This is a genomic window from Zetaproteobacteria bacterium (assembly GCA_003696765.1).
GTDB lineage: Bacteria > Pseudomonadota > Zetaproteobacteria > Mariprofundales > J009 > RFFX01.
In genome coordinates, this window is record RFFX01000050.1 from 25,105 (window position 1) to 45,313 (window position 20,209).

Below are 20,209 nucleotides of genomic sequence, written 5' to 3' on the forward strand. Positions count from 1 at the left end.
TCCCCTCCCGCACTAGAACGGCCAGATGGCGTCCAGCGTCTGGCCCAGCCACCCCTCGTGGGTCACCGTGGCCAACTCGCCGCCGCCGCCGTAGCTGATCACCGCCTGCGCCACCTTCGAGGAGGCGATGGTGTTGTCCGAGGCGATGTCCTGCGGCCGGACCACACCGGAGAAGGTGAGCTCCTGCGGCTGCTGGTTGATGGTCACCTGCCTCCGCCCCTCGATGCGCAGATTGCCGTTGGGATAGACCTCGACCACCACCGCCGTCACGCTGGCGATGAGGGTGTCGGAGTTGTTGGTACTGCCCGAGCCGGCGAACGACTTGGTGTTGCTCACGTCGAATGCCGTACCGGGGGAGAAGTTGGGATTGCGCTTGGAGAAGAGGGAGGTGGAGAGGCCGAAGGCGGCGTTGACGCCGGAGGTGTGGCTGGTGGCCCGATCCTTCTTGGTCCCCATCGAACGGGTGGCGCTGGCCTTCTCCTGCACCAGCACCGTCACCAGATCACCCACGCGCGACGCCTTGGGGTCGGTGAAGAGGCGTGAGCCGGCGTTGTTCCACAACGACCCCTTCTCGGTATGGGAGACCATCGGCGTACGCAGCGCCTGCTCGACGATCGGTCGTTTCGGATCCTTGGTGACGCTGGCGGCGCGCGGCATGCAGCCGCTGACCAGCAGCAGCGCGATCAGGGAAACGACAACCCTCGACACCATCATCCCGCTCCTCCCGAAACCACACGCACCGTACGGGCGTTGATCACCCGCCCCTCCACCTGCCGCTTGCTGCGCAGATTCTCCACCAGCAGCAGATCCCCCCGCGCCGCGGAGCGGAGCGCCTTGCCGACGGTGGTCACCTGCACCGGGCCGAAACGCGCCTCGATGGTGACCAGCTGGCCGCGCCGAATCAGCGGCAGACGATGGGTGTCGGCGAGGAAGAGCGGCGCCCCCCGACGGAGCCGACGCAGCAGACGCAGGCCGTCGACCGCCTCCAGCGAGGAGAAGCCGGCATCATGGCCGGCGATATCCACCCGTCGCAACGTCATCATGCTCGGGTCAAGCACGGTTCGTGCCGGAATGTCCCGACGGGCGACCGCCACCACGGCCATCCAGCGCACCTCCACCGGAACGAACCAGCGCCGGGTGACCACCCCGCTGCCGGGCGCACGCAACTCCTCGGCGATCAAGGAGAAACGCCGGGGGAAGCGATGCAGGCGGGGCAGACGCCAGCGCAGCGGTCCGGTCGTATCCGGCAATGCATCGACCGAGGCCAGCTCGGCCACCGCGCCGTCGTGGGCCACGCCGGCCGCAAAAAATGCACGCAACGACCGCATGGCGGCATTTTCTGCCGCCTCCGCCCACACCGGCAGAAACAGCAGCGCGCCGACGAGCAGCAACAGCAGACGCCGCATCACCCCGCGCCCCACGCCGGCCTAACGCCGCAACTGCGCGGCGGTCTTGAGCATCTCATCCGCCGCCTGGATCGACTTGGAGTTCATCTCGTAGGCCCGTTGACCGGCGATCAGGTTGACCATCTCCTCGACCATGTTGACGTTGGACATCTCCAGCATCCCCTGGCCGATCTCCCCCAGGCCGTTGCTGCCCGGATTGCCGCTGACCGGCGGGCCGGATGCCGGAGTCTCCTGGAACATCGAGTTGCCGAGCAGCTCCAGACCGCCGGGATTGCTGAAGTTGACCGTCTGGATCTGGCCGACGTTGGTCACCTGCCCACCGGGTTGGGTCACCGATACCGTCCCGTCGGCACCGATGTTGATCTGCAAGGCGTCGTTGGGAATGGTGATCGACGGCTGCAACGGGTTGCCGTTGGGATCGACCACCTGGCCGGTGGAGTCGAGGGCGAAGGAGCCGGAACGGGTGTAGGCCGTGGTGCCGTCGGGCAGCAGTACCTGGAAGAAGCCCTGCCCCTTGATGGCCAGATCGAGCGGATTGGAGGTCTGCTGGAAGCTCCCCTCGCTGAAGATCCGCTGGACGCCGACGGTCTGCACCCCGAGACCGATCTGGATGCCGCTGGGCACCTGGGTGCCGGCCGCGCTGGCGTCGGCGCCGGGGCTCTTCACCTGCTGGTACATCAGATCCTGGAAGTTGGCCCGGCCGCGCTTGAAGCCGGCGGTGTTGGCGTTGGCCAGGTTGTTGGAGATTACATCGACGTTGGTGTTCTGTGCGGTCATGCCGGTTGCGGCCGACCAGAGTGCACGCATCATGGTATCATTACCCCCTTGTCATTTCGATTCTTCGCTGCCATCCCGGCGGATCAGCCGACACGGCCGACCCGCTCGCTCAACTGGGTCGCCTGCTGGTTGTAGATCTCGACGATCTTCATCATGTTCTGGAACGACCGAGTGGTATCGACCATCCGGGCCATGGCCAGCACGGCGTTGACATTGGACTGCTCGAGCGCACCGTGGCGTACCACCACCTTCCCCGGCTGCACCGGACGTACCTGATCGGCCGGCGCGGTGAAGAGGGTACCGCCGAGTTTGCGCATCTTGCTGCTGTCGGAGATCTGCACGATGCCGAGGGTGGCGATCCTCGTCCCGTTGACCGCGATGGTCCCATCGCGTGAGGCGGAGACCTCGCCCGACGGGAGGGTGATCGGCGCCCCCGCGCTGTCGAGCACCGGCAGCCCCGACTGGGTGACCAGCTTCCCCCCTTCGCCGAGCATGAAATCGCCGGCGCGGGTGTAACCCTCCGAGCCGTCCTTGAGCCGTACCCGGAAGTATCCATCCCCGCTGATGGCGAAATCGAGCGGGCTGCCGGTCTGACGGATCATCCCTTCGCTGGTGTCGATGTAGCTCATCCCCGGCGCCAGGTAGGCGGAGGGAGGCTGGGCGGAGGAGGCCGCACGCATCGAATCGGTCAGCATGGTGGCAAACGAGTTGCGGTCCGCCTTGAAACCGACCGTATTGACGTTGGCCAGGTTGTTGGCGATCTGGTCCATGCTCAACTGCCGCCGCAGATCGGCGGCGGAACCGGCGATATAGAATCCTCGATCCATGATCGTAGACCGCAAAACATCCGTCCGTGGACCTTTTACCTGACGGGAACCGTCGAACACGGCGGGTGCCGCGCCCCTCCCTGGCCGCGCCGCCGCAACCAGGTACAAGCAGACAACATGCCAACATCGCGCGCCCGGCCGGGACTCGGCGCAACGACTTGGATCTATTGTAGAATCGGAAAGGTTCGGCCTGACTAACCCTGAGCGTAGTGCGCCGATTTTTCCGCCAGCCTTTTGTCTGTGCGGTAAAGAAAGGCGAGCAGCTCGGCCACCAGCTGGTAGGCCTCTTCGGGGATCTCCTCTCCCACCGGTACGCGGGCGAGCAGCTGGACCAGATTGTCATCGCGGTGGATGTGTACCCCCGATGCCCGGGCCAGCTCCATGATGCGGCGCGCCACCTCGCCGAATCCGGCCGCCAGCACCTTCGGCGCACCACCCCGCTCCGGGTCGTAGCCCAACGCCACCGCCGCCTCCCGATCGCGCGCCATCCCCTCCACCCCTCAGGCGACGAAATCCCGTTGCAGCCCGCGCTCCACCGGCAGGCCGGCGATCAACTCCCCCTCCAGCCTCCGATGCCGGCCGAGCCAAGCGAGGAACTCCGGACGCAACAGCTCCGCGGTCTGTTCGTCGGCGGCAAAAAGCCGCAGGCGCAATGCCTCCTGCTCCCCCCCTTCCAGCGCAAAGGCGACCGCACCGAGATGGGCCAGATCGAGCCGGCCGTGGAGCAGGAAACGGCGGGCGTCACCCTGCCGTTCGATCACGCCGCGCGCCTGCCCCCCTCCCCCCTCATCCTCGACCACCATCCGGTTCATGTCCGCGCCGACCAGCCCCTGCAGCCCGCTGCCGTCGAGCCGCATCCATCCCCGCCGCGCACCCCCCTCCGCCCCGTCGTGCGCCGCCGTCGGAGCATCCCCCCCCTCGCGCCCTTTTCCCTTGCCGGTGGAGGCATCGACCTGCTGACGCAACATCTCCATCAGCAGCTGATGGGCCTGATGCTGATTCATGATGCGGAACTGGGCGGGCATCTTCTGCCCCAGGATCTCCAGCCACACCTCACCCATCGGCACGTTGGGCGGCACCTCGGCGCGCAGCCGATAGCCGCCGATGATCAGCAGCGCCGACCCCGGCTCGCCGCCCGGCTCCAGACGGGCTTGCAGTACACTGCCGCTGGGCCACGGCAGAGTGTGGGGGCCCTCGGCGTTCCTGATCCCCTGGGGCATCCCCATCATCTGGGTGCCGAGGATCTCCATCATGGGGAATCTTCTCCCCGCACCGGGTCCATCCCTGGCGCTGCCGCCCCCAAGAGATCAAGGCGATTCATGGCCTCATGACTCCACACTCCGGGCATGGAGACGCAAGAGCAGCTTCACCTGCGCCAGGGGAAGATCGACCTGGCGGGCGATCTCCTCGGCGTCGGCCCCCTCGCGCCGTAGACGCAACACCTGCGCCAGGCGGGCGTCCCCCTTCGCCGCACCGCCGTCGGCCGCAGGGGCGGAGGTGGCCGCCGGCTGCGCCTTTCGTGGGGTCACCACCGAACGGGATGGAGGCGGAGGGGAAGGGCGGGGATCACACAGCTCGGTCAACAACGGCATCAGGGCGTTGAGCTGCTTCGATGCCTCCTGCAGCTCGGCGCTGGCCGCCTCCAGCTTGCGCTCGATCTCCTCCTGCCGCCGGCGCCCCGTGTACCAGAGCCACCACAACCCGATGATGGCCACCACCATCACACCGTCGATCAACACCCCGGCGAGATCCATCCCCGCAGCCGTCACCTCCCGGCCTCCCACCGTTCCCGGCCGCAGCGGCCGCCTCGCACGGCGGTTGCGCAAACAGCCCGATCAACCATGACGACTTCGCACGAAGTCGGCATCTGCGGCCAGGACGGCCGCGCAAAACGGGAGCTTGCGCATGCAGGCAACTGTTTTGTGAGGCGATCGAAAACCGCGCTCTTCGATGCCCGTGAAGCCAACACGTTCATAGACGGGCCTTTTGCGGTCGGATCAGCCATAACAGTCGATATGGCCGTCGGCATCACGCCGAGTCGGCTCCTTGCGCCCCTCGCCCTTCTGCTCCACCACGGACGGCGCCTCCTCCCGGGGGGAGCGGCCGCCATCCTCGCGCCGATCACGCCGGTCGCGCCGCCGCGCGGTGTCACGCCCGGCGACCGGGAGGGGGGCGGCGACCGGCGTGGCGGGGAGAACCTCGCGCTCCATGCCATCGCCTCAATCGCGATCCAGTCCCATGTAGCCGCGCAGCCGCGCGACCATCTGGCTGTGGATCTGCGATACCCGAGATTCGGTCAGCCCCAGCACCAACGCCACCTCCTTCATGTTCAGCTCCTCGTGGTAGTAGAGCGTCAACAACACCGCCTCACGCTTGGGCAGGCGGGCGATCGCCTCCGCCAGCCGGTCCACGAACTGGATCATCGCCGCCTGCTCTTCCGGCATGAATTCCTGATCGGCCGCGATGGCGTCGAGAACACTCAGGGTATCCCCATCGTCGCCGGTGATCGGCAGATCGTCGAAGTGGACCACCGACATCACCCGCACCTGGTCGAGGCGCTTGCGGTACTCCTCGACGCTGATGCCGAGAAAGTCGGCGATCTCGTGCTCATCGGCCGGCCGGCCTTGGCGCTGCTCGACCTCGAGCATCGCCTGCTGCAGCTGACGCGAAACATCACGCAGGCTTCGCGGCATCCAGTCGAACGCGCGCAGGTAGTCGACCATGGCACCGCGCACCCGGTAGGCGATGAAGGTATTGAACTGGATCCCCCGCTCGGGATCGAAGCGGCTGGCTGCATCGAGCAGCCCCAGCACCCCCGCGTCGATCAGGTCGTCCAGCTCCACCGAATCGGGGGTGCGACGCATCAGTTGGCCGGCGTGGTAACGGATCAGCGGCAGATACTCCTCGAGCAGCGCCTCCGGCTGCATCGCATCGGCCTTGGCCGTCTGGTCGTAGGGGTTGCTCATCGCCGCCCAACGGCGCCGATGCGGCACACCGGCGCCATGCCGCCTGCTTCTTGCAAGACCGTCATTCCTGATCGAATCGCAAAAAGTCCATCCGTGGACTTTTTGCTCGACGGGGATCGAAGAGCGCGGTCTTCGATCCCCTTACAAATCCGTCGGTTGCATCCGCAACCTCCGGATTTGCGCGACCGTCCTGGCCGCGGATGCCGGCTTCTTGCGAAGCCGTCATTCCTGATCGAATCGCAAAAAGTCCGTCCGTGGACTTTTTGCTCGACGGAGATCGAAGGGCACGCTCTTCGATTCCCTTGCAAAGGCAACCATCACTCCTCCTCCCCCTGGGGCTCTTCCGCCGCATCCTCCTCCGGCTCCGGCATCCTGGGCAACAGATCGTTCAACCACTTGAGCATCATGCCGATCCAGGCCCCGGCGATCCCCAGGACCGCCATCCGGACCACCGTCTCGTAGAAGCCGATCCCGACCACCATGCAGATGGCAAAACCGATCAACGCACCGCAGGCGCCACCGAAGGCGGCCACGTGCGAGGTACTCAAGCCAACCTGCCGGGTATCGTCCGCCATGGATGATCACACCGCAAAAAGTCCGTCCGTGGACGTTTTGCTTGACGGGGATCGAAGAGCGCGGCCATCCTGGCCGCGATGATGGTTTCTTGCGAAACCGTCATGGATCATCCCGTCCCGTCCATCGCGTCGAGCCCCTCGCTCAGGGCGTGCTCCCAGAAGAACTGCAGCCCGCCGCTGCGCGAGGTGTCGCGCGGCCGGGAGAGGATGGCGTCCATGGTGCGGTTGAGGTGGTCCAACAGCTGCTCCCCGCCCACCTTGTCGAGCAGCTTCTGCGACTGGATCGCCCGCCGCACGTCGGGGTGGGGCGGAAGGTTGCCCACATAGTCGAGATGCACATCGAGATACCTGTCGGCCACGGAGAGCAGGCGGCGGAAGGCGATCTGGGCATCGACCGCCTCCGCCTGGTTGATCAGCACCATGAAGCGGCGCACGTCCCGCATCCGGGAGAGCACCTTGATCAGCGCATAGGCATCGGTGAGCGAGGTGGGATCGGGGGTGAGCACCACCAGCGCGCTCTCCGCGGCGGAGACGAAATAGAGCACGTTGTCGCCGATCCCGGCGGCGGTGTCGATCAACACCAGATCGTAGTCGCGGCCGATGGCGCGCATCTCGTCCAGCATCACCTGCTGCTGGTCGGTGGAGAGCGCGGTCAACTCGTGGAAGCCGCTGCCGCCGGGCAGGACGTCGAATCCGTAACCGGAATGGACCAGGATATCGGAGAGCGACTTGCCGCCGGCGACGACGTCCTGGATCGACCCCGCAGGCGAGATGCCCAGCATCACATCGACGTTGGCCAGCCCGAGGTCGGCGTCGAGCAGCAGCACGCGCATCCCCTTCCGCGCCGCCCGGGCGGCCAGATGGAGCGCGGTGAAGGTCTTGCCCACCCCTCCCTTGCCGCTGGTGACGGCGATGACGCGCGGTGTCTCTTGTTGGTTCATAATCAAACCGCAAAACCTCCGTCCGTGGACGTTTTGCCCGACGGCGATCGAAGTTCGCTGCCTTCGATCATCGCATGACGAAACAGTCGCTTGCAGACACAAGCCCCTGTCCTACGCAGCCATCCATGGCCGCGGGTGGAACCGGTTCGGCCGCCCCCCATCCCCCGATGGAGAGAGCGACTCATCCGGCGAGCAACCTGGTCATCGACTTGGGCGACAACCAGCCCATCTGTCCGGGCACGTCGGTGCCGAAGGTGCAGTAGCAGAGGCGCAGACGGGACGGGACCGCCCAGTTGATCACCTTGCCGCATCGCCGGCTCTCGTCCAGCTTGGTGAAGGCGAGATGGGTCACCCCCAACGCACCGGCCCGCGCCAGCAACGCCGCTCCGTCGGCCTCGTCGAGATTGGCCGGCAACACCATCACCCGCCGACCATCCCCGAACCCGTTCCAGATCGGACGAATACGCCGGGCCGCACCGCCGGAGCGCGGCGACAACCCGGGGTTGTCCACCAGCACCAGTTGAGCCGAGGCCGCCTGCTCCATCGCCCGCGGCAGATCCTCCGGGCCGCGCAGCAGCGCGAACGGCGCCCCCAACACCTCGGCGTAGCTGCGAAAGAGGTCGCTCCCCCCCATCCGTTCGGCATCGGTACTGAACAGCGCCACCCGCACCCCCTTGAGACTGTAGTGGGTGGCCAGCTTGGCGGCCAGCGTCGTCTTGCCGCCACCGGCCGGGCCGGTGAAGATCAGCGTCACCCGGCCCTTGGTCGGGTCGAGCTTCCGCGACCAGCACATCAGCTCCTTGCCGACCGGCGCACCGCGGGCGAAATCGGCGGCCAGCTCCGCGGCGAAGCCGGGCGCCACCCCCTTGGCCAGCAGGCGGTCGAAGGCGGCGCGCTCCTCGGGATCCTCCAGCGCCAGCCGCAACTCCTCCGCCTCGTGCCGCTCCAGGCCGTCGACCAGCCGCTCCAGCCGCCGCACCGAGGCTGCAAGCCACTCCGCCTCCGGGCGGTCCCTCCGCGCCCCCTCCCGTTCCACATCGCGGCCTGCGCCCAAGGCTCCACCGTAGCGGCCTGCAGCCCCCCCTCCCCCGGATCGGGCGGGCGCCTGCTGCGGCTGTTCGTCCAGCGCCGCATGTACCTCCCAGATCTCCCTGCCGGCGGGATCGACGCTCTTCTTGCGGTCGAGGATCACCGCCTCCGGCCCCAGTTCGCGACCGACCAGCGCCAGCGCCTCGTGCAGGCGGGGAGCGGAGAAGATCCGTACCCGCATCAGCGCCGGCTATCCATCGCGCAGGCTCACGGTGCCGTCGGCCTGCACCACCATGTCCGGCGGCACCTCCGCGATCGAGAGCACGGTGATCCGGTCCATCACCTTGAGCAGGGCGTTGGCCAGCGGATAGCGGAGCGTGGCGCTGGTGAGCAACACCGGAGCGTCGATGCCGCGGCTGGCGACAAGATCGTTCAGCCGGGTGACGAAACGCTGCCAGTAGTTGATCTCCAGCGGCAACTGCAGCGACGCCCCCTGCTGGCTGACCCGCTCGGTCATCATCTGCTCGATCTCCCCGTCGATGGTCAACACGTGCAGCTCCCCCTGCTCATCGACCAGCCGGGCGACGATGGTCCGCCCAAGGCGCATGCGGACCATCTCCACCATGGTGGTGAGATCGCGGGGCTCGGACATGGCATCGGCCAGGGTCTCGATGATCAACAGCAGATCGCGGATCGGCACCCATTCGGCCAGCAGCCGGCGCAACACGTTCTGCAGCAGGCCGATCGAGACCGGGTTCGGCACCATCTCCTCCACCACCTTGGGATGGCGCTCCTTGAGCGCATCGACCAGCTCCATCACCTGCACCCGGTCGAGCATCTCGTGGGCGTGCTTGCGCAACACCTCGGTGATGTGGGTGATGATCACCGTCGAGGGCTCCACCACGGTGTAACCGGAGATCTCCGCCTGCTGCCGCTGCTCCGGGCCGATCCAGAGCGCCGGCAGACCGAAGGCCGGCTCGCGCGTGGCCACCCCCTGGACCGGCGGACCGCTCAGATTCCCCTCGAGCGCCAACAGGTTGCGCGGCCGGATCTCGCTGCGCGCCACCTCGGCCCCGCGGATCAACACCCGGTAGTCCCCCACGCCGAGCTGCAGGTTGTCCTTGATGTGCACCGGAGGGAGGATGAAGCCCATATCCTCGGTCAACTGCCGCCGGATGCTCTGCAGCCGATCCAACAGGTTGCCTTCGCCACGCCCTTCGACCATGTCGATCAGCCCGTAGCCCACCTCGATGCGGATCGGATCGACCACCAGCAGATCGGAGAGCGGCGCCTCCTCCACCCTTCCCGGCGCCGCCTCGGGCTCGGCGGCCAATGCCTGCTGCTGCGCCTCCGCCTCCCGCTTCTCCGTCTCACCCTGCAGATACCAGCCGATGATCCCGAGGCCGACAGAAAGAAGGATGAAGGGGACGAAGGGGAAGCCGGGGACGAGGCTGAGCATCGCCACCGCCCCGGATGCGACGTAGTAGAGCTTGGGATAACGGGTGAACTGATCACCCAGCTGCACCTGGATGGTATCACCGGCGCCGGCGCGGGTGATCACGATCCCGGCGGCGGTGGAGATGACCAGCGCCGGAATCTGCGACACCAGGCCGTCGCCCACGGTCAGGATGCTGTAGACATCCATCGCCTCGGAGAGGGGCATCCCCTGCTGCAGCGAGCCGATGATCATCCCCGCGACCAGGTTGATGGCGGTGATGATCAATCCGGCCACGGCGTCGCCCCGGACGAACTTGGCCGCGCCGTCCATCGCCCCGTAGAACTCCGACTCCCGCGCCACCTCCTGGCGCCGCGCCTTGGCGGTCTCCTCGTCGATCAGGCCGGCGTTGAGATCGGCGTCGATGGCCATCTGCTTGCCCGGCATCGCATCGAGGGTGAAGCGGGCGGCCACCTCGGCGATGCGGGTGGAGCCCTTGGTGATCACCACGAAGTTGATCAGCACCAGAATCAGGAAGATGATGATCCCGACCACCGTGTTGCCTCCGACGACGAACTGGCCGAACCCCTCGATGATGTGGCCGGCCGCCTGCGGCCCCTCCTGGCCGTGGAGCAGGATCAGCCGGGTGGTGGCCACGTTGAGCGAGAGGCGGAAGAGGGTGGTCAGCAGCAGGATCGTGGGGAAGGAGCTGAACTCCAGCGGCTTGAGGATGTAGAGCGAGGTCAAAAGGATGACGATGCCGATCGAGAGGTTGACCGCCAGCAGCACATCCATCAGCCAGAGCGGCAGCGGCACCATCATCACCAGCAACACCAGCAGCACCCCGCCGGCGAGCAGGACGTCGGTATGGCGCGCCAACCCGCGCAGCCGCAACGGCATCACCGCTTCAGCCAACCGCTCCTCCTCGGCCCGCGACGCCGGGCTTTGGCCTGTGGCATGAGGCCATCACCGATTCAGCTCCTCGACCTTGGCGACGTAGGCGTCGGTGGCGAGCAACACCCTGGACTTGAAGAGATCGAAGTCGCGCTGCAGCAGCCGCAGCTCCTTCGCCGATGCCCGGAAGGCATACTGCAGGCCGTCCTTGTAGCCGTTGGCGTAGGCCACGCGGATGATGGCGTAGTCCGCCTGCCGCAGCGCCGACCAGGCGTAGCCGGCCCCGAAGCTGCAGGCCGCCACCAGCGCCAGCAGCAACATCGCCGTCCGACCACCCGCATCGCACCAGGAGCGAAGGCGCCTCACGCTCCATCCTCCCTGGTACGCATCCCACGCAACAGGTCGCGAATCGCCGCCAACCGGACCCCGGCCTCCTCGTCCTCGCACGCGCAGATCCTGCGCATCTCCGCCACGCGCAGCTCCCAGTCACGGTGGAGATCGAGCACGCAGCCGTAGAGCTCCTCCAGCGCATCACCGCGGCGCAGAGGAGGTGTCGGCCGGTCGAAGCGACCGGAAGCGATGTTCTCCAGCACCCGCCGGATGCGGAAGAGCGGACCGGCGACCCGGAACGACTCGAAGAGGCCGAAGAGGAGCGTCACCGCCACCACCACCGCGAGCGCCAGCAGCAGATAGGGCCACAGATGCACCACCATCCAGGAGAGGTCGGGCAGAGCATCGAAAGCCACTTCGGCCTCGGAGGAGAAGGGATCGGGCTGGGAGACCTCCTTCCCGAGCAGGGAGAGGATGAAGAGCACCCCGACCGTCGCCGTCACCACCACCGACAGCACCATCAGCGTCAACTTCTTGACGAAACGGTATTGGAAGCGTGGAGCGATCCATACCCGGCGTCGTTGCGCGCTCCCCGGCAAAGCCGATCCCATCGCACCCTCCTTCCATGATCCGACCGCAAAACATCCGTCCGTGGACGTTTCGGCTTCACGGGAATCGAAGAGCACGGTCTTCGGATTCCCTTGCACAACCGTCACTTGCATATGCAAGCTTCGGTTTTGCGCGGCACGCCAGCGCCGCGATGACCGCTTCTTGCGGGGCCATCCTTCCATGGATGGTCCGCTCAGGCGGCCGTGGACGAAACCCCCGTCGATCCCCCGACAAATCGGGAGCATGACCGCATCACCGACGATGCACCACGCATCACAGCATCTGTTTCATCCGGTAGATCTCCGCCAGGATCACCGCCACCGCCTCGAACAGCTCTTCGGGGATCTCCTGGCCGATCTCGACGTGGGCGAACAAGGAACGTGCCAACGGCTTGTTCTCCCGGATCGGCACCCCGTGTTCGAGGGCGATCTCACGGATACGCTGCGCCAGCCGGTCCGCTCCCTTGGCCACCACCACCGGCGCGCCGCTGCCTCCCAATTCATATTTCAGTGCCACCGCATAGTGGGTCGGGTTGGTGATCACGACATCCGCCTTGGGCACGTCCTCCATCATCCGCCGCTGGGCCATCTCACGCTGCAGCTGCTTGATCTTGCTCTTGACCAGCGGATCGCCCTCGGTCTCCTTGTTCTCGTCCTTGATCTCCTTCATCGACATGCGCAGCGAGCGGAGGTACTCCCACCGTTGGTAGAGGACGTCGGCCAGCGCCAGGGCCACGAATAGCGCGGCGACCATCGCCGCCATCCGCACCGTTCCGCGGGCCATGACGGCGCCGATCTGCGCCACATCCATCCGGATCCCCTCCACGGCCAAGGGAAGCATCGAGGCGATGAGGTACCAGCAGATCGCGCCGATCAGCACCAGCTTCAGCACCGACTTGACCAGCTCGGCCAGCCCCTTGGAGGAGAAGAGACGCCCCAGACCGGAGATCGGGTTGATCCGGGAGAACTTGGGTTGCAACGTCTCGAGTGCAAAGACGGGGCCGGTGACCAGCACCGTCACCAGCATCCCGAGCGCCACCACCGGCAGCGCCACCGGCAGGACCATCAGGGCGATCTGGCCGGCCAGCGTGATCAACAGGTCGACCATCCCCTCCGGCGTCCAATCCACGTGGATCGACCCGGCCAGGAAGCGCTCCATCAGCCGGCTGCTGTGGCCGTAGATCCAGCCGCCGACGCCGGTGACCAGCAACGAGGCGATCATCAGGAAGGAGACGGCGGTGGAGGGCTCCTTGCTGTTGGGAACCTGCCCCTTCTCGCGCGCGTCGGAGAGCCGCTTGCTGGTCGGCTCTTCGGTCTGTTGGCTCTTGTCCTGCTCTTCGGCCACCGCGCCTCCCGCTCACTGCCCGGCAAGCTTGCGCATGAAGAGCGGCAAGCTCTCTCCCAGGCCGGTGAAGCCCCCCTGCACGAGGTGGATGAAGGCCGGCAGGGCGACGGCGAAGACGAAAAAGCCGAGCCCGATGGTGATGGGGAAGCTGATGAAGAAGACCTGGATCTGCGGCACGGCCCGCGAGATCAATCCCAGCGCCACATAGACGAAGAAGACCAGGATCATCACCGGCGCCACCAGCTTGACCGCCAGGGCGAACATGGTGGCCACCGCACCGCTGAGCATCTCCCAGCCGGCGAAATGCCACGGCTGCCCCGGCGGGATCAGGACGAAGGAGTCGATCATCGCCTTCAGGAAGAGCAGATGGGTGTCGGTGGCCAGCCAGAGCAGGATGGCCAGCACACTGGCGAACTGGCCGGTGATCGCCCCCTGCGCCTGGGTGGAGGGATCGAAGACGTTGGCCACCGCCATCCCCACCTGGTAGCTCATGATCTGACCGGCGAACTGCACCGAGGTGAAGATCAACCGGGCGAAGAGGGAGAGCATACCGGCAAGCAGGAGCTCCTGCACACCGAGCAGGGCGTAGAGCAGCGGGTCGGCGGGCACCGGCGGGATCTGCGGCAACACCACCGGGAAGACCACCACCATCACGGTGACGATGAAGCCGACCTTGATCTGCGCCGGGACCGCCTGGTGGCCCAACACCGGGATGAAGACCATGATCGTGCCGATACGCAGCAGCATCAGGATCCCCGCCAGGATCTGCTGGTCGGAGGGAAGCGGCGGCGTCACGCTACTCCAGCAGCGTCGGAATCAGCGCGAAGATGCGGCGGGTGAAGTCGACCATCGTGGTGACCATCCACGGCCCGGCGACGATCATGGTGACGAAGACCACGATGATCTTGGGCACGAAGGTCAGCGTCATCTCCTGGATCTGGGTCACCGCCTGGAAGAGGGAGATGAGCACACCGACCACCAGGCCGGTGAGGAGCATCGGCGCCGAGATCAACAGCACCATCTTCAGCGCTTCGCTGCCGAGATGGACGATGGTATCGGGAGTCATGCCAAACGTAGCCCAAGCAAGATCGGTGCCCGGACGCCGGGCGGAATCGGGCGCATGACCCCAACAGGAAAATCCCGAAGAGATCCGCCGTGGGCGGCGGGTGCGGCTACTCCAGCGCCTCCAGCAGGGAGACCACCTCGGCGGAGAGCGGCGCGATGCGGTCTACCTCCTCGATCGCCCCCTGCACATCGCCGCTGTTGTACTTGGCCACCGCGCTGCGCGCCCGGCGGTGCACCTCGGCGTGCGGCCCCTCCAGCTGGACGAAGGCGCTCTTGGAGCCGTACTGCTTCTTGCCCGGGCCGTCGTACCACTTGCCCAGCCGACACTGGTGGTGGTCGACCACCTCGCCCTCGTCGATGTGGCCTCGGCCGAGCACCATGTCGACCAGCCGCTTCTTCCACAGCATGTGGTCGGTCTTGGCCAGCTGGATCACCGCATCGGTGATGGTGTAGTTGCTCATCGAGGCGAGATCGTTGCGCAGCTTGCCGTCCAGCTCGTCGGCGGTCGCCAGCGTCTCGTCGGCCAACCGCTTGAGATCGGCGGCGATGGAGGAGGTGGCGCTCACCCCCTCGGCGATCTCGGCGGATGCCTGCTTCTGCTCGGAGGAGGCGGCCTGCATGATCTGCATCTGCTCGTCCACCTCGAGCATGCCGCGCACGATCTCCTCCATCGAATCGCGCGACTGGCCGAGCGCTGCGGAGGAGCGCTTCACCGTCTGCTCGATCTGCTCGATCGCCTTGACGGTATGCTCGACGGCGACGTTGATCTCCCCGCTCTTCTCGGCGATGTCGTCGGCCGCCGCCCGCGACTGCTTGGAGAGCTCCTTCACCTCGCTGGCCACCACGGCGAAGCCTCGCCCCGCCTCTCCGGCACGCGCCGCCTCGATGGTGGCGTTGAGCGCCAGCAGGTTGGTCTGGTCGGAGATCTTGCGGATGGTGGCCAGCAGCAGCTCGATCTCGCGCGAGGTGGAGGCGAGCTCCTCGACCCGGGCGATGGCCTGCTCCATCTGGGCCACCGTCTCGTTCATCTGGGAGACCGCCTCGTCCAGCGTCCGCTGCCCCGACTCGACATGCTCCTTGGCGTTGGCGCTGATGGAGACCACCTCTTCGGTCCGCTCGGCCATGGTCGCCACCGTCGAGCTCATCTCCTCGGTGGCGGCGGCCATCGCCTCACTGCGTTCGGCCACCTGGCGGGTGGCCTGGTCGAGCTTGCCCATGGCGATGGTGGTCTCGAAACCGGCGGCGGTCGCCTCCACCGTCGTCTTGAGCTCCTGCAGCATGATGTGGTCGAGCCGCTCCATCGCCGCATTGCCCACCGCAGCCAAGGGATGACCGGGCGGCAGACGGTGGGTGAAGTCCCCCGCCTTGAGCGCCTCGAACAACTCGACGATCTGCTGCTGTTCGGCTGCTTCCACACTCCCCTCCTCTGGCGCCGCACCGTGCGCGTCGCGCCGCGTTTCGGGTGCGATTATGTCAAGTGTTGCGCTGCCTGCAAGTATTGATTCCGAGGATGGGATAGAGCGGGCAGAAGCGGATCAGCGCGGTCAGCCCCATCACCGCCCCGACGGCGATCGCCACCATGTTCCACGGCGCGCTCAACCCGGCCAGGGCGCCGACGGCGATCAGCACCAGCCCCACCACACCGCGCAACACCCTGTCGATTCCTCCAACGTTCGCATTCATGATCGTCCTCCTTCCTGTAATCACAAAGCGTCCGTCCATGGACCAGAAGAGCCGCACCCCGACATCGCATATACCCGGGCCGTCGCCTGCTCCACCCGGTCGGATCGGCTGCGCCCCCGTAGAGGCTTCCTTGCACGGGGCGGATCCTCTGCTAGCGTGGGACCGGTTTCCGTGACAATGTCACCGGCTGCCCCCCTTCCGGACGCTGCGGAGCCCTGCCCGCATCGAGCCAGTCGGGGCATACCCCCCTCCTCGTCGATGCATCCCCTCATTCCATAGGAAGGGGCGCGATCGCACCGGATCTCCGCTCTGGACTCGATTCAAGATTCGTGCATGAACTAACCGGAACCTACAGCCCCGTCGTGGTGGCGCTGTCGCTGCTGGTGGCCATCACCTCGGCCTTCGTCGCCATCTCGGTGGTCCCCCGCCTGCACGACCGCCGGGCCGACGGCCGTCGCACCGCCCTGTGGACGCTGGCCTTCGGCCTGAGCCTCGGCACCGGCATCTGGACCATGCACTTCGTCGCCATGCTCGCCTTCCGGCTGCCGGTGGCGGTGCGCTACGACATCACGATCACCGCGGCATCACTCTTCATCGCCATCGGCTTCTGCTCCCTCGGCGCCCTGCCGATGCGGCACGGCGGCGATCTGCGCGACGGCCGCCTGCTGCTGGTCGGAAGCGTGCTCGGCGCCGGCGTGGCGGCGATGCACTACACCGGTATGGCGGCGATGCGGCTGCCGGCGGAGATGCACTACGATACGGCTCTGGTGCTGCTGTCGCTGCTCATCGCCGTCTCCGTCGCCACGGTGGCGCTCTGGATCGCCAACCGGCTGCGCGGAGTCGGGGTGCTCGACGAGTTGCCCTGGAAGACTGCCGCCGCGGTGGTCATGGGGCTGGCGGTGGCGGCGATGCACTACACCGGCATGGCGGCGGTGCACTTCCTCGCTCTCGATGGCCAGCCGGCATCGGGCGGGCTCGACCGGACGCTGATGATCGTCGCGCTGACCGTGATCGCCATGCTGGTGCAGGGCGGCATCCTGATCAGCGCCGCGCTCGATCAGGCGCTGATGGCCCAGCGCAGGCTGCGCCACAGCGAGGCCGAGCGCATGCGCATCCACACCATCGTCGAAACCAGTCCCGACTTCATCGCCATCGTCGATCCGACAGGGAAGATCCGTTACCTCAACCCCGCCGGCCACCATCTGGTCGGCCTGCCGGCGGAGGTGGATCCGCCGCTGCTGCGGGAATGCCTGCACCCCGACGAAGCCGACCGCCTGCAACAGGAGATCCTGCCGCAGCTGCAGCGCGAGGCCCGCTACCAGACCCGCCTCCGGCTGGCCCACCGCGACGGCTCGGAGATCCACACGCTCGCCGCCTTCACCACGCTTCCCGGCGGAGGGAGCGACGCGGGCAGCTTCTCGATCATGGCGCGGGACATCCGGCGGGAGATCGCCCGCCAGGAGAAGATGGAGCACACCCAGCGGCTGGAGAGCCTTGGCGTGCTGGCCGGCGGCATCGCCCACGACTTCAACAACATCCTCACCGCCATCCTGGGCAATGCAGCCATCGCCGAACGCAAGGCGCGTGCAACCAACGAAGATCTGGCCCGATACCTGAGCAACATCGTCCGCTCCAGCGAGCGGGCGGCCGATCTGTGCAAGCAGATGCTGGCCTACTCGGGCAAGGGGAAGTTCGTCGTGCAGCCGCTCGACCTGTCGCAGCTGGTCACCGACATCACCAAGCTGCTTGAGGTCTCCATCGGCAAATCGGTGGTGCTCAAGTACCGGCTGGCCGAGGGGCTGCCGCCGGTGGAGGCCGACGCCGCCCAGATCCAGCAGCTGATCATGAATCTGGTGATCAACGCCTCCGAGGCGATCGGCGAGAAGAGCGGGGTGATCACCGTCACCACCGGGCTGATGCACGCCGATCGCGACTACCTGCGCGAGACCTGCCTCGACGAGGATGTGCCGGAGGGGCGTTATGCCTTCCTCGAGGTCGCCGACACCGGCTGCGGCATGGACGAAGCGACGCGGAAGCGGATCTTCGAACCCTTCTACACCACCAAGTTCACCGGCCGCGGGCTGGGCATGAGCGCAGTGCTCGGCATCGTGCGCGGCCACCACGGCACGATGAAGCTCTACACCGAACCCGGCGCGGGGACCACCTTCAAGGTGTTGCTGCCGGTCTCCACCCGGGTGGAACAGCCATCGGCCGACCCCGCCGCGAATGGAGACGACACCGCCCCCCCATGGCGCGGCGAGGGAACGGTGCTGATCATCGACGATGAGGAGACGGTGCGCACATCGGCGGCGATGATGGTCGAGGCGCTGGGCTTCGACACACTTACCGCCGCCGATGGCAAGGAGGGGGTGGCCTGCTACCGCGCCCACCGAAAGGAGATCGTCGTCGTGCTGCTCGACATGACCATGCCGCGGCTCGACGGCAGGGGCTGCTTCCGCGAACTGCGCCGGATCGACAAGGATGTCCGGGTGATCCTCACCAGCGGCTACAACGAAGAGGAGGTGACCAGCCACTTCGCCGGCAAGGGGCTGGCCGGCTTCATCCAGAAGCCCTACCGGCCGGAGCTGCTGGCCGAGCGGCTGCGCGCCGCGCTCGCCCGCCGCCCTGACTGACCCCCGCCCCGATGCGGCGTGCAACTTCGACGCCGCGCCCTAGCATCCCCGCCGATGAGATACCGGACCATTCGCGGCGTCCACGACGGCCTGCCGGGCGATGTCGCCCGCTGGCGGTGCGTCGAGCAGGCCGCACGCACCCTCTTCTCCCGCTACTGCTTCCAGGAGGTCCGTCTGCCCGTGCTGGAGCAGGCCGCGCTGTTCACCCGATCGGTGGGCGAGGCGACCGACATCGTCGCCAAGGAGATGTACCGCTTCACCGACCGCGGCGGCGAGGAGATCTGTCTGCGGCCGGAGGGGACCGCCGGCGCGGTGCGCGCCTTCCTCCAGGCGGGGTTGGGCAGGTCCGGCGAACAGCGCTGGTTCTACATCGGCCCGATGTTCCGCCGCGAGCGGCCGCAGAAGGGGCGGCTGCGCCAGTTCCAGCAGATCGGGGTCGAGTGGTTCGGCCCGGCTGGACCGATCGCCGACATCGAGCTGCTGACCATGGCCTGGGGGCTGATCGAGACGCTGGGGATCGATGGCGCGCGGCTGGAGCTCAACTCGCTGGGCTGCCCGAGCTGCCGGCCGTGCTACCGCGAGACGCTGGTCGGCTGGCTGCGGGCGCGGCGCGACGCCCTCTGCGCCACCTGCCGGACGCGGGTCGACACCAACCCGATGCGCGTGCTCGACTGCAAGGAGCCCGACTGCCGGCAGGCGCTGCGCGACGCTCCGGTGATGGTGGAGCATCTGTGCGACGCCTGCGACGACCACTTCCGCGCCGTCACCGCCGGACTGGCCGTTCCATACGCCATCAACCCGCACATCGTGCGCGGCCTCGACTACTACAGCCGCACCGCCTTCGAGATCGTCACCGACCGGCTCGGCGCCCAGGGGACGGTGATCGCCGGCGGCAGGTACGACCATCTGGTCGCCGAACTGGGGGGCGCACCGACACCTGCGATCGGCTTCGCGCTGGGGCTGGAGCGGATCGCGCTGCTGCTCGACCCGATCGAGGTGGAGCGCGCGCAGGTTGCGGTGGTCGCCCTGGGGGAGGAGGCGCGCATCCCCTCGATCCGCGCCGCCGAGCGGCTGCGTGCGGCCGGCATCTCCACCATCCACTGCGGCGGCGGCAGCGGCAAACGGCAGTTCAGGATGGCCGACCGGGAGCGGGTGGCCGCCGCGCTAATCCTCGGCACCGACGAGCTGGCACGCGGCCTTTGGAGCGTGCGTGACATGCGCGACGGCAGCCAGCAGACACTCACCCCCGAGGAAGCGATCGCCCGGCTGCGTGATTCATGATGGTTTCGCAAGAAACCATCATCGCGACCATGGAGGGTCGCGCAAATCCGGAGGTTGAAGACGCAACCGACGGATTTGTAAGGGGATCGAAGACCGCGCTCTTCGATCCCCGTCGAGCAAAAAGTCCACGGAGGGACTTTTTGCGATCTGATCATTCATGGAATCGCAAAAAAGTCCCGCCATGGACTTTTTGGACCGGACGAACACAGGGCTGAACGAAAAAGGAAGGCCGAACGAAAAAGGGCCCGCGCCGAAGCGCAGGCCCTTTGCCATCTGGTTGCGGGGGCCGGATTTGAACCGACGACCTTCGGGTTATGAGCCCGACGAGCTACCACTGCTCCACCCCGCGTCCGGGGCGGCGAAGCCTATCGCCCCCACCATTCCTGTCAACCGTCGCATCCCCCTCTCGATCGC

The 20,209-nt window shown here is 67.0% G+C and carries 22 protein-coding genes and 1 tRNA gene; 2 read left to right on the top strand and 21 right to left on the bottom strand.

Annotated elements, in window-relative coordinates:
* Positions 1–12: 12 nt before the first annotated feature.
* The 20 genes from D6682_05170 to D6682_05265 form a co-directional block, all read right to left on the bottom strand.
* A complete protein-coding gene (locus D6682_05170; protein ID RMH51144.1) occupies positions 13–714 on the bottom strand; it encodes a flagellar basal body L-ring protein FlgH in 702 nt (233 codons plus the stop codon).
* Positions 711–1,421 carry a flagella basal body P-ring formation protein FlgA gene (gene flgA / locus D6682_05175; protein RMH51145.1) on the bottom strand — a complete coding sequence of 237 codons (711 nt, stop codon included), beginning with the start codon at positions 1,419–1,421 and terminating at the stop codon, positions 711–713. The genes D6682_05170 and flgA overlap by 4 nt, the downstream gene beginning before the upstream one ends.
* Positions 1,422–1,427: 6 nt before the next feature.
* Positions 1,428–2,216 carry a flagellar basal-body rod protein FlgG gene (gene flgG, locus D6682_05180; GenBank protein ID RMH51146.1) on the bottom strand — a complete coding sequence of 263 codons (789 nt, stop codon included), beginning with the start codon at positions 2,214–2,216 and terminating at the stop codon, positions 1,428–1,430.
* Positions 2,217–2,266: 50 nt separating this feature from the next.
* Positions 2,267–3,010: a flagellar basal-body rod protein FlgF gene (flgF, locus tag D6682_05185; GenBank protein RMH51147.1), complete on the bottom strand. Its 744-nt coding sequence runs from the start codon at positions 3,008–3,010 to the stop codon at positions 2,267–2,269.
* A gap of 194 nt (positions 3,011–3,204) precedes the next feature.
* On the bottom strand, positions 3,205–3,498 hold the full coding sequence (locus D6682_05190; GenBank protein ID RMH51148.1) for a hypothetical protein: 294 nt from the start codon (positions 3,496–3,498) through the stop codon (positions 3,205–3,207).
* 12 nt (positions 3,499–3,510) lie between these two features.
* Positions 3,511–4,263, bottom strand: a complete 753-nt coding sequence (locus D6682_05195) for a hypothetical protein (protein RMH51149.1) — start codon at positions 4,261–4,263, stop codon at positions 3,511–3,513.
* Between the two features lie 72 nt (positions 4,264–4,335).
* Positions 4,336–4,836: a hypothetical protein gene (locus D6682_05200; GenBank protein RMH51150.1), complete on the bottom strand. Its 501-nt coding sequence runs from the start codon at positions 4,834–4,836 to the stop codon at positions 4,336–4,338.
* Positions 4,837–5,007: 171 nt separating this feature from the next.
* Positions 5,008–5,220, bottom strand: a complete 213-nt coding sequence (locus D6682_05205) for a hypothetical protein (GenBank protein ID RMH51151.1) — start codon at positions 5,218–5,220, stop codon at positions 5,008–5,010.
* A gap of 9 nt (positions 5,221–5,229) precedes the next feature.
* A complete protein-coding gene (locus D6682_05210) occupies positions 5,230–5,976 on the bottom strand; it encodes a FliA/WhiG family RNA polymerase sigma factor (GenBank protein ID RMH51152.1) in 747 nt (248 codons plus the stop codon).
* A 317-nt stretch (positions 5,977–6,293) separates the two neighbouring features.
* Complete coding sequence (locus D6682_05215; GenBank protein ID RMH51153.1) at positions 6,294–6,551, bottom strand: hypothetical protein; 258 nt, start codon at positions 6,549–6,551, stop codon at positions 6,294–6,296.
* A 107-nt stretch (positions 6,552–6,658) separates the two neighbouring features.
* On the bottom strand, positions 6,659–7,492 hold the full coding sequence (locus tag D6682_05220; protein RMH51154.1) for a MinD/ParA family protein: 834 nt from the start codon (positions 7,490–7,492) through the stop codon (positions 6,659–6,661).
* Between the two features lie 181 nt (positions 7,493–7,673).
* Complete coding sequence (locus D6682_05225) at positions 7,674–8,762, bottom strand: GTP-binding protein (protein RMH51155.1); 1,089 nt, start codon at positions 8,760–8,762, stop codon at positions 7,674–7,676.
* Positions 8,763–8,771: 9 nt separating this feature from the next.
* Entirely contained in the window at positions 8,772–10,856 is a 2,085-nt protein-coding gene (gene flhA / locus D6682_05230; GenBank protein ID RMH51206.1) for a flagellar biosynthesis protein FlhA, read from the bottom strand.
* Between the two features lie 66 nt (positions 10,857–10,922).
* The gene (locus tag D6682_05235; protein ID RMH51156.1) at positions 10,923–11,171 is read right to left on the bottom strand and encodes a hypothetical protein; all 249 of its coding nucleotides are present in this window, start codon (positions 11,169–11,171) and stop codon (positions 10,923–10,925) included.
* Between the two features lie 41 nt (positions 11,172–11,212).
* A complete protein-coding gene (locus tag D6682_05240; GenBank protein RMH51157.1) occupies positions 11,213–11,710 on the bottom strand; it encodes a hypothetical protein in 498 nt (165 codons plus the stop codon).
* A 352-nt stretch (positions 11,711–12,062) separates the two neighbouring features.
* Entirely contained in the window at positions 12,063–13,133 is a 1,071-nt protein-coding gene (gene flhB / locus D6682_05245) for a flagellar biosynthesis protein FlhB (protein RMH51158.1), read from the bottom strand.
* Between the two features lie 12 nt (positions 13,134–13,145).
* Entirely contained in the window at positions 13,146–13,928 is a 783-nt protein-coding gene (gene fliR / locus D6682_05250) for a flagellar biosynthetic protein FliR (protein ID RMH51159.1), read from the bottom strand.
* Between the two features lies 1 nt (position 13,929).
* On the bottom strand, positions 13,930–14,199 hold the full coding sequence (fliQ, locus tag D6682_05255) for a flagellar biosynthetic protein FliQ (protein ID RMH51160.1): 270 nt from the start codon (positions 14,197–14,199) through the stop codon (positions 13,930–13,932).
* A gap of 106 nt (positions 14,200–14,305) precedes the next feature.
* Entirely contained in the window at positions 14,306–15,613 is a 1,308-nt protein-coding gene (locus D6682_05260; protein ID RMH51161.1) for a hypothetical protein, read from the bottom strand.
* 58 nt (positions 15,614–15,671) lie between these two features.
* Entirely contained in the window at positions 15,672–15,881 is a 210-nt protein-coding gene (locus tag D6682_05265; GenBank protein ID RMH51162.1) for a DUF2892 domain-containing protein, read from the bottom strand.
* A 362-nt stretch (positions 15,882–16,243) separates the two neighbouring features.
* On the opposite strand from D6682_05265, the gene D6682_05270 reads away from it, so the two are divergent.
* Complete coding sequence (locus D6682_05270; GenBank protein ID RMH51163.1) at positions 16,244–18,514, top strand: response regulator; 2,271 nt, start codon at positions 16,244–16,246, stop codon at positions 18,512–18,514.
* A 54-nt stretch (positions 18,515–18,568) separates the two neighbouring features.
* Positions 18,569–19,795 (top strand): histidine--tRNA ligase, encoded by a 1,227-nt coding sequence (locus D6682_05275; protein ID RMH51164.1) that lies wholly within the window; start codon positions 18,569–18,571, stop codon positions 19,793–19,795.
* A 274-nt stretch (positions 19,796–20,069) separates the two neighbouring features.
* Here D6682_05275 and D6682_05280 read toward each other — a convergent pair.
* A tRNA-Met gene (locus D6682_05280) sits at positions 20,070–20,144 on the bottom strand.
* Positions 20,145–20,209 lie beyond the last annotated feature (65 nt).